The organism is Mesorhizobium sp. 8 (assembly GCF_006351905.1).
GTDB classification, from domain to species: Bacteria; Pseudomonadota; Alphaproteobacteria; order Rhizobiales; family Rhizobiaceae; genus Mesorhizobium; species Mesorhizobium composti.
The window spans coordinates 3,279,747-3,293,201 of sequence record NZ_CP040914.1 but is presented as its reverse complement, the minus strand read 5'-3'; the positions used below and the strand labels follow the sequence as shown (position 1 = coordinate 3,293,201).

Sequence of the window (13,455 nt, the reverse complement as noted above, 5' to 3'; positions counted from 1 at the left end):
CTCTCCGCCGCCTGAACAAGACCGCCCGATCATCGCTCGCTCCCGGAATCGGTATCGACGCGCCCTCGCGGACACGCAAAGTACGCTCCGATACCGTGGAAGGCTGCTCATGGCCGCCCGACCGGACCCCCTCGGCCCGAAGCCATGCGCGAGCCGGAAGCTTCGCGAATCACCCCACAATAGCCTCTTGCCGAATCGGCGTGAAGCAGCGGCGCGCGCAAAAAAGAAGCCAGGCGAAATGTCAATCGCCCGGCTTCAATATCTTGTGGTAACTAATGCTATGGTTAATAGCGGTAGTGTTCCGGCTTGAACGGACCCTTCGGCGTCACGCCGATATAGGCGGCCTGCTCGTTAGACAGTTCGGTCAGCCTGGCGCCGAGCTTGTCGAGATGCAGCTTGGCCACCTTCTCGTCGAGGTGCTTGGGCAGCACATAGACCTCGTTCTTGTACTGGCCGGGCTTGGTGTAGAGCTCGATCTGCGCCAGCACCTGGTTGGTGAAGGACGCCGACATGACGAAGCTCGGATGGCCGGTGGCGTTGCCGAGATTGAGCAGGCGGCCCTCGGAAAGCAGGATCATGCGCTTGCCGTCCGGGAAGGCGATCATGTCGACCTGCGGCTTGACGTTGGTCCACTTCAGGTTGCGCAGCGATGCGACCTCGATCTCGTTGTCGAAGTGGCCGATGTTGCCGACGATCGCCATGTCCTTCAGCTTGCGCATGTGGTCCAGCGTCAGCACGTCCTTGTTGCCGGTGGCGGTGATAACGATGTCTGCGGTGCCGATGGCGTCGTCCATGGTGACGACCTCGAAGCCGTCCATCGCCGCCTGCAAGGCGCAGATCGGATCGGCCTCGGTGACCTTCACGCGCGCGCCTGCACCCTTCAGCGAGGCGGCCGAGCCCTTGCCGACGTCGCCGTAGCCGGCGACGATGGCGACCTTGCCGGCCATCATCACGTCGGTGCCACGGCGGATACCATCGACCAGCGATTCCTTGCAGCCGTACTTGTTGTCGAACTTCGACTTGGTGACGCTATCGTTGACGTTGATCGCCGGGAAGGGCAGCAGGCCCTTCTTCTGGAGCTGGTAGAGGCGGTTGACGCCGGTGGTGGTTTCCTCGGTGACGCCGCGGATCGCTTCGCGCTGCTTGGTGAACCAGCCGGGGGAAGCCGCCATGCGCTTCCTGATCTGCGCGAACAGGATTTCCTCTTCCTCGCTGCCCGGCTTCGACAGCACGTCCTCGCCGGCTTCGGCGCGGGCGCCGAGCAGGATGTACATGGTGGCGTCGCCGCCGTCGTCGAGGATCATGTTGGAAAGGCCGCCGTCGGTCCACTGGAAGATCTGGTCGGTATAGGTCCAGTAGTCCTCGAGGCTCTCGCCCTTGACGGCGAAGACCGGAATGCCGGAGGCGGCGATCGCCGCCGCGGCATGGTCCTGCGTGGAGAAGATGTTGCACGAGGCCCAGCGCAGCTCGGCGCCGAGCGCCTTCAGCGTCTCGATCAGCACCGCGGTCTGGATGGTCATGTGCAGCGAGCCGGTGATGCGCGCGCCCTTCAGTGGCTTGGCCTGCCCGAATTCCTCGCGCGCGGCCATCAGGCCCGGCATTTCCGTCTCGGCGATCTCGATTTCCTTACGGCCCCAGTCGGCGAGCGAAATGTCGGCGACCACGTAATCCTTGCGATCCGTCATGGCGGTTCTCCGGTGATATGCGTTGTTCAGGCGCCGGCGAAGCGGGCGCGATCGGCAGCCTGACTAGCAGAAACGACCGCTATCGACAATGGCACATAAAGAAATCTTTATGCCTGCATATCGATGCGATCAGATCTCCTCGCCGAAACGCTGGGCGATGAGTTCGCCGAGCGCCGTGACGGCTTCCTCCGCCTGCGGGCCGCTGGCGACGATGCGGATCGAACAGCCGGGACTGGCGGCCAGCATCATCAGCCCCATGATCGAGGTGCCGCCGACCCTCGCCCCGTCCTTCTCGACCTCGATGGTCGCCTCGAAGCTGCCGGCGACCTGCACGAACTTGGCCGAGGCGCGGGCATGCAGGCCGCGCTGGTTGACGATGAGGAATTCGCGGATGACGGGTGCGTCGGAGGTTTCGCTCATTTGCTGGCAAGCAGTTGGCTGGCGACGTTGATGTATTTGCGGCCGGCGGCCTGCGCCTCTTCCAGTGCGACGGCCATGTTGTCGGTCTTGCGCACGCTGGAGAGCTTGATCAGCATGGGCAGGTTCATGCCGGCGATGACTTCGGTCCGCCCCGCTTCCATCACCGAGATGGCCAGGTTGGAGGGCGTGCCGCCGAACATGTCGGTGAGCACGATGACGCCGGCACCGGTATCGACGCGGGCGACGGCCTCGACGATGTCGCGGCGCCTCTGTTCCATGTCGTCGTCGGCGCCGATCGCGACCGTCTCGAAATTTTCCTGCGGGCCGACCACGTGTTCCACCGCGTGGCGGAACTCGGTGGCCAGATGACCGTGCGTCACAAGCACGAGTCCGATCATTCTTCGGCGGCTCCCGTCATGGGCCCTTCACGGGCGCATCTTATGCTTGCCGTCCATGCTGGCGGCGGGAGCGCTATCTTGTCGACGCGGGAGGCGTTGGCAAGCCCCAAAAAGCGCCATTTCCGGCCATTTTGACGCATTGCAGCATGGAACTGCCTGTTCCTTAGGCGAAAGGCGGAAGCCCGAGCAGCGCCGCGACCAGCGGCAAGGCGGCCGGAACGTTGTGCCGGGCGAGATCGAAACGGGGCAGGACGCAGCCGGCAATCGTCTCGGTCGCGTTGTCCTGCAGGCGTGCTGTGGCATCTTTGGCGACGAGGCGCAGGACGAGATCGATCACCACAGCCTGTTCGGTCGGAACCGGCCGCGGCCCTATGCCCGGCACTTCGACGAGGCCGGCAATGGCGGCGGGTGCCCGGGCGAGCAGACGCCCGCCGCGTGCCTCGACGAGGACCTGATCGTCGCCGGCCAGCCTGGCGAAACGCCCATGCGCGCAAAAATGCCCGACCAGGGCGAGCGCCAGCGTCGTCTTGCCGGCGCCCGACGGCCCGATGACGAGGATGCCGCGATCGCCCAGCACGAGGGCGGTGCCATGGATGTTGGGCAAACCGCTCATCGGCTCAGAACCTGCCCGGGACCATGCAGATCTTAGCCGTCCGCCGGCAGGGCGACGACGAAGCGCGCGCCCTTGATCTCGCCCGGCTTGGTGCCGGGGATGTTCTCCGCCGTCAGCGTGCCGCCATGCGCTTCGACGATCTGGCGGCTGATGGACAGGCCGAGACCGGAATTCTGGCCGAACGCCTCGCTGGCCGGGCGGTCGGTGTAGAAGCGCTCGAAGATACGGTCGATCTTCTCGGCGCGGATACCTGGCCCGTTATCGTCGACGGTGACGATGTTGAACTTGCCCGAGCGCTCCAGCGAGATGGTGATGTGGCCATGTTCGTCCGGCACGAAGGAGCGCGCATTTTCGATCAGGTTGGTGATGACCTGGCCGAGCCTGAGGTCGTGGCCGACCACCTGGTAACCCTTCACGCCCTGCGGCAGCTTGGCCACCTTGAATTCCAGTTGGACTGCCTTCTTGTGGTGCGAGACCTCACTGGAGACGGAGACGAGGTCGGTGATGAACTTTTTCAGGTCCACCTTGCCGGCATCCTCGCGCGCCAGTTCGGCGTCGAGACGCGAGGCATCGGAAATGTCGGTGATGAGGCGGTCGAGCCGTCTGACATCGTGCTGGATGACCTCCATCAGGCGGCTGCGCGACGTCTCGTTCTTGGCCAGCGGCAGCGTCTCGACGGCGCTGCGCAACGAGGTCAGCGGGTTCTTCAGTTCATGGCTGACATCTGCTGCGAAACTTTCGATCGCCTCGATGCGGGCATAGAGCGCATTGGTCATGTCGCGCACGGCCAGCGACAGGTTGCCGATCTCGTCCTGGCGGTCGGAGAAGTCGGGAATCTCCTCGCGGTTCTTCACGCCACGACGCACGCGCACCGCCGCCGCCGAAAGCCGCCTCAGCGGCGTGGCGATGGTGGAGGCCAGAAGCAGCGACAGGATGGCGGTGACGAGGGCTGCGATGCCGAAGACGCGCAGGATCGCCTTGCGCTCGGCGGCGACGATCTTGTCGATATCGCCGCCCTCGGTGGAAAGCAGGAGTACGCCGAGAACCGCGCGGAAGCGCTGGATCGGCACCGCCACCGAGACGATCTGCTCGCCCTTTTCGGAGATGCGCACGATGGTCGAAGGGCTGCCGGTCAGCGCCTTGATGACCTCGGGATAGGCGGCGCCGTTGCCGCCCGGCTGCTCCTTGTAGATCGGCAGGTCGGAATTGCGGAAGAAGCTGAAGATGAACTTCTCGACGCGCTCGACCAGTCCCGGCTCCTCCTCCTCGATCGGCGGCACGTCGTAGCGCAGGATCTGGCCGCGCGAATAGAGATGGCGCGAATCGAGCAGCAGGTTGGTGTCGCGGTCGTAGATGCGCGCGCGCGTCCGCGTCGGCGAGATCAGCCGCCTGAGCACGGGCGCGACGCGCTCGGGATTGATCGGGAAATCGAGATTGTCGAGCTGATCGCTCGAGGGGCCGGTGCTTTCGCCGGCCTGCAGTTCGAGCAGTTTCTCCGGATCGATCGAAATGGAATCCGTTTCCACCGTCGCCGAGGCGGCGATGGCGCCGGCGATGATCTCGCCTTGCGTCATCAGGCTTTCGACGCGGGCGTCGATCAGCCCGTCGCGGAAGGTGTTGAGGTAGAGGATGCCGATGACCAGCACCGCCAACCCGGCGAGGTTGAGGAAAAGGATGCGCCGGGTGAGGCTGGAGAAGATGTGATGGCCGAGGAAGCGGCGCAGCGGCACCGTCACCTTGGAGAGGAACGCAGGTGGCCGTGACGGCCGCTTGGCGGCCGCCGGTCTGCTGCGTTCAACGTCCACTGCCATCGAATAGAGGCCCGCCGTTTGTTCCTACGCCTCGCGGAACCGGTAGCCGACCCCGTAAAGCGTCTCGATCATCTCGAAGTCGTCGTCGACGGCCTTGAACTTCTTGCGCAGCCGCTTGATGTGGCTGTCGATGGTGCGGTCGTCGACATAGACCTGTTCATCATAGGCCGAATCCATCAGCGCATCACGGCTTTTCACCACGCCGGGGCGCTGCGCCAGCGAATGCAGGATCAAAAACTCGGTGACCGTCAGCGTCACCGGCTCGCCCTTCCAGGTGCAGGTGTGGCGCTCCTGGTCCATGACGAGCTGACCGCGTTCCAGCGAACGGCTGGCCTGGCTGGGTTGCTTGGCGGCCGCGTCGCGGGCCGAGGCCCGGCGCAGCACGGCGCGCACGCGCTCGACCAGGAGGCGCTGCGAGAACGGCTTCTTGATGAAGTCGTCGGCGCCCATCTTGAGGCCGAACAGCTCATCGATCTCGTCGTCCTTCGAGGTCAGGAAGATGACCGGCAGGTCGGTCTTCTGGCGCAGCCGGCGCAGGAGTTCCATGCCGTCCATGCGCGGCATCTTGATGTCGAGGATGGCGAGGTTCGGCGGCCGCGCCCCCAGACCCTCCAGCGCCGAGGCGCCGTCGGTGTAGGTTTCCACCCGGTAGCCTTCCGACTCCAGGGCGATCGAAACCGACGTCAGGATGTTGCGGTCGTCATCGACAAGCGCGATTGTTGCCATTTCCAGCGGCTCCCTCATAGCGGGTATCCCCTTCGTGCTTCGAGAAGGGGCTATTGCAGGACAAATTGGGTACAAAATGTGGCATGCCGTCCGCCCTCCTATAGCGGCGCCCGGCACGAGTCCACACTCGACCCCGCACATGGATTGGACGCCGTATGCGTGCCGATCCTTTGGGTAACCTCGAAAAATTTTTGCACATCTAAACGATTTAAACAACTTTCAAATTTTTTAAATCGATTAATGATTTGATATCACTCATCTTTTCTGATTTTGAGCAGACAATGGCGGCGTATGGCCGACCGTCCGGCTGCTGCCGGTTCAATGCGGCTAGAACAACAAGGATAGTCCATGTCGGAACTCGGCAAACGCAATCCGGACTGCGGGCTCGATGCGATCGGCCTGAAAACGACAGGCACTGTGCACTACAATTTCGGGCCGGCGGCACTCTATGAGGACGCCATCCGCCGCGGCGAGGCGAAGCTGACGGCGCATGGCGCGCTGATGGCCGAGACCGGTCAGCACACCGGCCGTTCGGCGAAGGACAAGTTCGTCGTGCGCGACGCCAGGACCGAGCCGCATGTGTGGTGGGACGCCAACAAGGCGATGGCGCCGGAGCAATTCGACCTTTTGCTGGCCGATTTCCTCGCCCATGCGGCGGACAAGGACCTTTACGTGCAGGATCTCGTCGGCGGCGCCGATGCGGATCTCGCCCTGCCGGTGCGCGTCGTCAATGAACTGGCCTGGCACTCGCTGTTCATCCGCAACTTGCTGATCCGGCCGGACAAAGCCGCGCTGCGGTCCTTCGTACCGAAGATGACGATCATCGACCTGCCGTCCTTCAGGGCCGATCCGGCCCGCCACGGCACGCGCTCGGAAACGGTGATCGCCCTCGACCTCACCCGCATGATCGTGCTGATCGGCGGCACCTCCTATGCCGGCGAGATGAAGAAGTCGGTCTTCACCGCGCTCAACTATCAATTGCCCGAACGGGGCGTCATGCCGATGCACTGCTCGGCCAACGAAGGGCCGGACGGCGACTCGGCTGTCTTCTTCGGCCTGTCGGGCACCGGCAAGACGACGCTGTCGGCCGACCCGTCGCGGACGCTGATCGGCGACGACGAGCACGGCTGGGGGCCGCACGGCATCTTCAATTTCGAAGGCGGCTGCTATGCCAAGACCATCCGGCTTTCGGCCGAGGCGGAGCCGGAAATCTTCTCCACCACGCGCCGCTTCGGCACGGTTCTGGAGAACGTCGTGCTCGACGAGGACGGCGTGCCGGATTTCAACGACGGCTCGAAGACCGAGAATACACGCTGCGCCTATCCGCTCGACTTCATCGCCAATGCCAGCGCCACCGGCCGTGCCGGTCATCCGAAGGCGGTCATCATGCTGACCGCGGATGCCTTCGGCGTCATGCCGCCGATCGCTAGGCTGACGCCGGCGCAGGCCATGTATCACTTCCTTTCCGGCTACACCGCCAAGGTGGCGGGCACCGAAAAGGGCGTCACCGAGCCGGAGGCGACCTTCTCCACCTGCTTCGGCGCCCCCTTCATGCCGCGGCATCCATCCGAATACGGTAATCTGCTGCGCGACCTCATCGCCCGCCACGGCGTTTCCTGCTGGCTGGTCAACACCGGCTGGACCGGCGGCGCCTACGGAACCGGCCGCCGCATGCCGATCAAGGCGACGCGCGCCCTGCTTTCGGCCGCCCTCGATGGCTCGCTCAACCAGGCCGAGTTCCGCACCGACGCGAATTTCGGCTTCGAGGTGCCGGTTGCCGTTCCCGATGTCGAAGCCGCCATTCTCGACCCCAAACTTCTGGATCCAAGAGCGACCTGGGCCGACAAGGCCGCCTATGACCGTCAGGCCAGGAAACTGGTCGGCATGTTCATCGACAATTTCGGCAAGTTCGAAAGCCATGTCGACGCCAATGTGCTTGGCGCCGCTCCGCGCTCGCAGGAAGCAGCCGAATAGACGCTGCGCATGCGCACCTGCGGCCCGGTTTCGACCGGGCCTTTTATTTGGCGAATGCCTGCTGGCGGGATCGAAACCTGGCCCGTGGTCCTGACGATGGCTCGAGCAGTCGTCTTTGTTCATCCCAAAGGAGCGCCGCCATGACGACAGAAGCCAAAGCGACAGTCTTCGTCGACAACGACCGTGTCGTCGTCACCGAGTGGCGATTCGCGCCTGGCGCCAGCACCGGCTGGCATCGCCACGGCCACGACTATGTCGTGGTGCCGCTGATGGACGGCAAGCTCAGGATTGTCGGCAAGGACGGTGAGAACGTCTTCGACATGAAGGGCGGCGTGCCATATTTCCGCAGCGAAGGCGTCGAGCACGACGTCATCAACGCCACCGAAGGCGAATACGTCTTCATCGAGATCGAACTGAAGTAGAGCCTGCCCCATGCCGCATTCCGGCGCACGCGATGACGGCGAGGCGCAATGAGCCTCGCCGCCCTGGCTGCCTTTCTGTTCATTGCCGGCGTCGCCGCCTATGTGCAGACCATCACCGGCTTCGCCTTCGGCCTCGTCATGATGGGGCTGATCGCGCTGGTAGGCCTGCTGCCGCTTCCCGATGCCGCCGCCATGGTGGGCCTGCTGACATTGGTCAACGCCACGCAGATGATGCTCCACGGCGGCCGGCACCACGTCGCCCGGCACCTGCTGCGCCTCGTCCTGTCCGCCAGCCTGCCGACGCTGGTCGTCGGCTATTTCCTGCTGGAGTGGCTGGCCGATACCCGCGCCGACGCGCTCAAAGTCGTGCTCGGCATCATCATCATGGCCTCCAGCCTGCAACTGGCGGTGCAGCGCAAGGCGCTGCCACGGCAATCGTCGGACGCCAGCTTCGTCGGCTTCGGCATCATATCGGGCGTCATGGGCGGACTGTTCTCGACCGGCGGGCCGCCGCTCGTCTACCACTTCTATCGTCAGCCGATGCCGACCGCCAAGATCCGCGAGACGCTCGTCGCCGCCTTCGGGGCGGCGCAAGTGGTGCGCCTGTCGCTGGTGGCGCTGAGCGGCAACATCCCGCCGCCCTCGACGCTGGCCGGCGTGGCGGCCGTGCCGGTCGTCATGGGCATGACCTATGCCGCGCGCCGCTGGCCGCCGCCGCTGTCGGCGGCAGCGTTGAAGGTCGTCGTCTTCGTGCTGCTGTTCCTGTCCGGCGTCTCGCTGGCCCTGCCGGCGGCGCTTCGCCTGCTCGGCGTCTGAGAAACGATTTCCGATCTTAGACCGGCGGCGTACCGTTCTCGGCCAATACCGCGCCGGCGAGATAGAGCGAACCGCCGATCAGGATGCGCGGCGGCACCTCGTCCTCGCCCAGCGTATCGGTGAGCAGCATGAGCGCGGCCGCCACCGAGCTGACCGGCTCGGCCGACAGCCCGGCCTCGGCGGCACGCACCGCCAGTTCGTCGTTCGGCACACTGGATTCGCTCATCGACACGGGTACGGTGTAGACGTGCCGAACCAGCCCCTTGAACGCGGCGAAATAGCCGGCCTGATCCTTGGTGTTGATCATGCCGGCGATCATGTAGAGCGGCCGTGGGTTCTTTTCCTCCTGCTCGGCCAGCGCCTCGGCCACCACCATGCCGGCACCCGGATTGTGGCCGCCATCGAGCCAGATATCGGCACCCGCGGGCGCGAGATCGACGAGCCGTCCTTGCGTGAGCCGCTGCATGCGGCCCGGCCAGGCGACCGTCGTCATCGCCCGGTCGGCGGTGCCTTGGCCAATGTCGAAGCCGGCCGCCTTGACGGCCGCGATGGCCGCCGCCGCATTGGCGAACTGGTGCCGGCCGGGCAGGCGCGGCGGCGACAGATCCATCAGCGCGTCCTCGTCCTGGTAGACCATGCGGCCGTTCTCGCCATGGGCGAGGAAATCCTGGCCGTAGACGGAAAGCGGGCAGCCAAGCCGCTCGGCGGTTTCGACGAGCACGTCGCGGGCGGCGTCGAACTCCTGCTGGCCGATGACGGCCGGACAGCCGCGCTTGAGAATGCCGGCCTTCTCCGCCGCGATCAGTTCGACGCGGTCGCCGAGATAGGCTTCGTGGTCGAGCGAGATCGGCATGACGACGGAGACGGCCGGCCGCCTGATGACGTTGGTGGCGTCGAAACGGCCGCCCAGGCCCACCTCCATGATCACGGCATCCGCCGGATGCTCGGAGAACAGGACGAAGCCGACGGCGGTCAGAATCTCGAAGACGGTGATCATCTGGCCGGCATTGGCCTCGGCGACGCGGTGGATGGCCTCGGCGAAGACATGATCCTCGACCAGCCGCCCGCCGCCGGGCGCGGCCAGCCGGTAGCGCTCATGCCAATGGACGAGATGCGGCGAGGTGTGGACATGGACTCTGTAACCAGCCGCCTCCAGCAGCGCGCGCGAGAAGGCGGCGCAGGAACCCTTGCCGTTGGTGCCGGCGATGTGGATGACCGGCGGCAACCTGTCCTGCGGATTGCCGAGCCTGTCGAGCAGGCGCGAAACCCGCTCCAGCGACAGGTCGAACCCCTTTGGGTGCAGCGCCATCAGGCGCTCGATTTCGCGGTCGGCGGAAAGGGTGGTCATGGAATGTTTCCTGACGTCCGTCTCCCGAAAGCGAGGACCGGTTTCGGGACGAAGACGGGCGTAAATCAAATCTAAGGCTTGCGGAGCGAATCCGGAAGATCGCGACACGCTTTAAGCGTGGCCGGGACGGCGCGCCGTCGCCGTTGCGGCAGGCCGTGTCCCAATCAGGCCGGAGAACGCGGCGCTTCCGGCCTGGTCACCGCCGGCGGCAGGATTTCGGGTTCTGCCGGCTTTTCCTCGACCGGCACCTTCATCAGGAGTTTGAGCAGGTTGGCGACCGTCTTCTTCATCTCCAGCCGCGAGACGACCATGTCGACCATGCCGTGCTCCATCAGGTACTCGGCGCGCTGGAAGCCGTCCGGCAGCTTCTCGCGAATGGTCTGCTCGATGACGCGCGGGCCGGCGAAACCGATCAGCGCGCCAGGCTCGGCAATGTGCACGTCGCCCAGCATGGCATAGGAAGCCGTGACGCCACCGGTGGTCGGGTTGGTGAGCACGACGACATAGGGCAGGCCGGCCTCCTTCAGACGGTCGACGGCGACGGTGGTGCGCGGCAACTGCATGAGGGACAGGATGCCTTCCTGCATGCGCGCGCCGCCGGAGGCGGCGAACAGGATCAGCGGCCGCTTGCGCTTCACCGCCGTCTCGAAGGCATGGACGATCGCCTCGCCGGCCGCCATGCCGAGCGAGCCGCCCATGAAGGCGAAGTCCTGCACGGTGACGACGACCGGCAGGCCGTCGATCGCGCCGGTGGCGTTGAGGATGGCGTCCTCGAGACTGGTCTTGGCCTTGGCCTCCTTGAGGCGATCGGTGTAGCGCTTCTCGTCGCGGAACTTCAGCGGATCCTGCGCCACCTTGGGGTTCTCGATGACCTCGTACTTGCCGTCGTCGAAGAAGAATTTCAGCCGCTCCTTCGCCGAAATCTTCATGTGATGGCCCGAGGACGGGATGACGAACTGGTTCTCCTCCAGGTCCTTGTGAAAGACCATCTCGCCGGATTCGGGGTCCTTGACCCAGAGATTCTCCGGCACGTCGCGCCGGCCGAGCATGGAATTGATGCGCGGGCGGACGAAATTGGTGATCCAGTTCATGGCTGAACTCCTGTCTTTCGCAGGGAGGTAGGAAAACTATTCGGCGGCAGCAAGGCGGGCCTGCCGCACGCCCTGCGCCAGTCCGCCGACCAGCGTGGCGACGGCCTCGGCCGGGTCGGCGACCTTTTCGCCCTTCGGTCCCAGCACGTTAGCAACCGCGTTGACGATCGCCGTGCCGACGACGACGCCGTCGGCCGAAGCGCCGATGAGCCGCGCCTGCTCGGCCGTCTTGACGCCGAAGCCGACGCAGACCGGCAGCATCGTGTGCCCCTTGATGCGCTTGACCGCCTCACCCACCTTGGCGGTGTCGGCCAGCGCCGAGCCGGTGATGCCGGTCATCGACACGTAATAGACGAAACCGGACGTGTTCTGCAGAACCTTGGGCAGGCGCCTGTCATCGGTGGTGGGCGTCGCCAGGCGGATGAAGTTGATGCCGGCCTTGAGCGCCGGGATGCAGAGTTCTTCGTCCATCTCCGGCGGCAGGTCTACGACGATCAATCCGTCGACGCCGGATGCCTTGGCGTCAGTGAGGAAACGTTCGACGCCGTGATTGTAGATCGGGTTGTAATAGCCCATCAAAACGATCGGTGTCTCGTCGTCGCCCTTGCGGAAGTCGGCTGCCATCGCCAGCGTCTTGACCAGCGTCTGGCCGCCCTTCAGCGCGCGCAGGCCGGCGGCCTGGATCGCCGGGCCGTCGGCCATCGGATCGGAGAAGGGCATGCCGAGTTCGATGATATCGGCGCCCGCCTTCGGCAGCGCCTTCATGATCGACAGTGAGGTGGCGTAGTCGGGGTCGCCGCCCATGAAATAGGTGACGAGCGCCGGCCGACCCTCGGCCTTCAGTTTCGCCATGCGGCGGTCGATGCGGGTATCCGTCACGATCAAATCTCCATGCCCATCATGCCGGCAACGGTGTGCACGTCCTTGTCGCCGCGGCCGGAGAGGTTGACGATGATGATCTCGTCCTTGCCCATCGACGGCGCGATCTTCATCGCCTGGGCGATGGCGTGCGCCGATTCCAGCGCCGGGATGATGCCTTCCACCTTGGTGCAGAGCTGGAAGGCTTCCAGCGCCTCGTCGTCAAGGACCGGCACGTAGTCGACCCGGCCGGAGTCGCGCAGCCAGCTATGTTCTGGACCGACGCCGGGATAATCCAGCCCGGCCGAGATCGAATGGCCGTCGAGGATCTGGCCGTCACCGTTCTGCAGGAGGTAGGTGCGGTTGCCGTGCAGCACGCCCGGCCGGCCGGCATTCATCGAGGCGCAATGCTCGACGCCTTGCAGCCCGCGCCCACCGGCCTCGACGCCGACGATCCTGACGTCCTTGTCGTCGAGGAAGGGGTGAAACAGGCCGATGGCGTTGGAGCCGCCGCCGACGGCGGCGATGATGACGTCGGGCAGGCGACCCTCCTGCTCCAGCATCTGCGCGCGTGCCTCCGAACCGATCACCGACTGGAAGTCGCGCACCATCTCCGGATAGGGGTGCGGGCCGGCGGCGGTGCCGATCAGGTAATAGGTGTCCTCGACATTGGTCACCCAGTCGCGCAGGGCCTCGTTCATGGCGTCCTTCAGCGTGCCGTGGCCGGCGCTGACCGGACGCACCTCGGCGCCGAGCAGCTTCATGCGGAAGACGTTCGGCTTCTGCCGCTCGACGTCGGTGGCGCCCATATAGACCACGCAGGGATAGCCGAAGCGGGCCGAGACGGTGGCGGAAGCGACGCCATGCTGGCCGGCGCCGGTCTCGGCGATAATGCGCTTCTTGCCCATGCGCTTGGCGAGCAGGATCTGGCCGAGGCAGTTGTTGATCTTGTGCGAACCGGTGTGGTTCAGGTCCTCGCGCTTGAAATAGATCTTGGCACCGCCGAGATACCTGGTCAGCCCTTCGGCGAAATAGAGTTTGGAGGGCCGGCCGGCATAGAAGGTGGAGAGCGCGGTCAGTTCCGCCTTGAAGGCCGGATCGTTCTTGGCCGCTTCCCATTCCTTTTCGAGATCGAGGATGAGCGGCATCAGCGTCTCGGCCACGAAGCGGCCGCCGAAGATGCCGAACATGCCCTGCTCGTCGGGGCCGGTGCGGAAGGAATTGGGCAAAGCCGGCTTGTTCATCGCCGATCTCCTGTCATTGGCCTGCGCCCCGCCTTTCCGGGCAGGTCGC

The 13,455-nt window shown here is 65.1% G+C and carries 13 protein-coding genes; 3 read left to right on the top strand and 10 right to left on the bottom strand.

Annotated features, from left to right (window positions below; all coding sequences use genetic code 11):
- Positions 1-284: 284 nt before the first annotated feature.
- The 6 genes from ahcY to FGU64_RS15990 form a co-directional block, all read right to left on the bottom strand.
- A complete protein-coding gene (ahcY, locus tag FGU64_RS16015) occupies positions 285-1,685 on the bottom strand; it encodes an adenosylhomocysteinase (RefSeq protein ID WP_139954086.1) in 1,401 nt (466 codons plus the stop codon).
- A gap of 129 nt (positions 1,686-1,814) precedes the next feature.
- The gene (locus FGU64_RS16010) at positions 1,815-2,105 is read right to left on the bottom strand and encodes an HPr family phosphocarrier protein (RefSeq protein ID WP_136354208.1); all 291 of its coding nucleotides are present in this window, start codon (positions 2,103-2,105) and stop codon (positions 1,815-1,817) included.
- Positions 2,102-2,503, bottom strand: coding sequence for a PTS sugar transporter subunit IIA (locus tag FGU64_RS16005; protein WP_136354206.1), 402 nt, complete (start codon positions 2,501-2,503; stop codon positions 2,102-2,104). The genes FGU64_RS16010 and FGU64_RS16005 overlap by 4 nt, the downstream gene beginning before the upstream one ends.
- A gap of 163 nt (positions 2,504-2,666) precedes the next feature.
- Positions 2,667-3,116 carry an HPr kinase/phosphatase C-terminal domain-containing protein gene (locus FGU64_RS16000; RefSeq protein WP_139954085.1) on the bottom strand — a complete coding sequence of 150 codons (450 nt, stop codon included), beginning with the start codon at positions 3,114-3,116 and terminating at the stop codon, positions 2,667-2,669.
- A 32-nt stretch (positions 3,117-3,148) separates the two neighbouring features.
- Positions 3,149-4,927, bottom strand: a complete 1,779-nt coding sequence (locus FGU64_RS15995; RefSeq protein ID WP_139954084.1) for a sensor histidine kinase — start codon at positions 4,925-4,927, stop codon at positions 3,149-3,151.
- Between the two features lie 24 nt (positions 4,928-4,951).
- Positions 4,952-5,653: a response regulator transcription factor gene (locus tag FGU64_RS15990; RefSeq protein WP_136354200.1), complete on the bottom strand. Its 702-nt coding sequence runs from the start codon at positions 5,651-5,653 to the stop codon at positions 4,952-4,954.
- A 348-nt stretch (positions 5,654-6,001) separates the two neighbouring features.
- On the opposite strand from FGU64_RS15990, the gene FGU64_RS15985 reads away from it, so the two are divergent.
- From FGU64_RS15985 to FGU64_RS15975, 3 genes are all read left to right on the top strand, one after another.
- Positions 6,002-7,627 (top strand): phosphoenolpyruvate carboxykinase, encoded by a 1,626-nt coding sequence (locus tag FGU64_RS15985; protein ID WP_139954083.1) that lies wholly within the window; start codon positions 6,002-6,004, stop codon positions 7,625-7,627.
- A 140-nt stretch (positions 7,628-7,767) separates the two neighbouring features.
- Positions 7,768-8,049, top strand: a complete 282-nt coding sequence (locus tag FGU64_RS15980) for a cupin domain-containing protein (protein ID WP_139954082.1) — start codon at positions 7,768-7,770, stop codon at positions 8,047-8,049.
- A 48-nt stretch (positions 8,050-8,097) separates the two neighbouring features.
- On the top strand, positions 8,098-8,865 hold the full coding sequence (locus FGU64_RS15975; RefSeq protein ID WP_139954081.1) for a sulfite exporter TauE/SafE family protein: 768 nt from the start codon (positions 8,098-8,100) through the stop codon (positions 8,863-8,865).
- A 16-nt stretch (positions 8,866-8,881) separates the two neighbouring features.
- Here the strand turns inward: FGU64_RS15975 and FGU64_RS15970 are convergent, their stop codons facing one another.
- The 4 genes from FGU64_RS15970 to trpB form a co-directional block, all read right to left on the bottom strand.
- Positions 8,882-10,213 carry a folylpolyglutamate synthase/dihydrofolate synthase family protein gene (locus FGU64_RS15970; RefSeq protein ID WP_139954080.1) on the bottom strand — a complete coding sequence of 444 codons (1,332 nt, stop codon included), beginning with the start codon at positions 10,211-10,213 and terminating at the stop codon, positions 8,882-8,884.
- A 164-nt stretch (positions 10,214-10,377) separates the two neighbouring features.
- Positions 10,378-11,304 (bottom strand): acetyl-CoA carboxylase, carboxyltransferase subunit beta, encoded by a 927-nt coding sequence (accD, locus tag FGU64_RS15965; protein ID WP_139954079.1) that lies wholly within the window; start codon positions 11,302-11,304, stop codon positions 10,378-10,380.
- Between the two features lie 36 nt (positions 11,305-11,340).
- Complete coding sequence (gene trpA / locus FGU64_RS15960) at positions 11,341-12,156, bottom strand: tryptophan synthase subunit alpha (protein WP_246671361.1); 816 nt, start codon at positions 12,154-12,156, stop codon at positions 11,341-11,343.
- Positions 12,157-12,185: 29 nt separating this feature from the next.
- Positions 12,186-13,406, bottom strand: coding sequence for a tryptophan synthase subunit beta (trpB, locus tag FGU64_RS15955; RefSeq protein ID WP_139954077.1), 1,221 nt, complete (start codon positions 13,404-13,406; stop codon positions 12,186-12,188).
- Positions 13,407-13,455 lie beyond the last annotated feature (49 nt).

Excerpts from the sequence above, each read along its gene's own strand:
- ahcY (WP_139954086.1), bottom strand. The coding sequence starts at position 1,685 with ATGACGGATCGCAAGGATTACGTGGTCGCCGACATTTCGCTCGCCGAC.
- FGU64_RS16010 (WP_136354208.1), bottom strand. The coding sequence starts at position 2,105 with ATGAGCGAAACCTCCGACGCACCCGTCATCCGCGAATTCCTCATCGTC.
- FGU64_RS16005 (WP_136354206.1), bottom strand. The coding sequence starts at position 2,503 with ATGATCGGACTCGTGCTTGTGACGCACGGTCATCTGGCCACCGAGTTC.
- FGU64_RS16000 (WP_139954085.1), bottom strand. The coding sequence starts at position 3,116 with ATGAGCGGTTTGCCCAACATCCATGGCACCGCCCTCGTGCTGGGCGAT.
- FGU64_RS15995 (WP_139954084.1), bottom strand. The coding sequence starts at position 4,927 with ATGGCAGTGGACGTTGAACGCAGCAGACCGGCGGCCGCCAAGCGGCCG.
- FGU64_RS15990 (WP_136354200.1), bottom strand. The coding sequence starts at position 5,653 with ATGGCAACAATCGCGCTTGTCGATGACGACCGCAACATCCTGACGTCG.
- FGU64_RS15985 (WP_139954083.1), top strand. The coding sequence starts at position 6,002 with ATGTCGGAACTCGGCAAACGCAATCCGGACTGCGGGCTCGATGCGATC.
- FGU64_RS15980 (WP_139954082.1), top strand. The coding sequence starts at position 7,768 with ATGACGACAGAAGCCAAAGCGACAGTCTTCGTCGACAACGACCGTGTC.
- FGU64_RS15975 (WP_139954081.1), top strand. The coding sequence starts at position 8,098 with ATGAGCCTCGCCGCCCTGGCTGCCTTTCTGTTCATTGCCGGCGTCGCC.
- FGU64_RS15970 (WP_139954080.1), bottom strand. The coding sequence starts at position 10,213 with ATGACCACCCTTTCCGCCGACCGCGAAATCGAGCGCCTGATGGCGCTG.
- accD (WP_139954079.1), bottom strand. The coding sequence starts at position 11,304 with ATGAACTGGATCACCAATTTCGTCCGCCCGCGCATCAATTCCATGCTC.
- trpA (WP_246671361.1), bottom strand. The coding sequence starts at position 12,156 with ATGGCGAAACTGAAGGCCGAGGGTCGGCCGGCGCTCGTCACCTATTTC.
- trpB (WP_139954077.1), bottom strand. The coding sequence starts at position 13,406 with ATGAACAAGCCGGCTTTGCCCAATTCCTTCCGCACCGGCCCCGACGAG.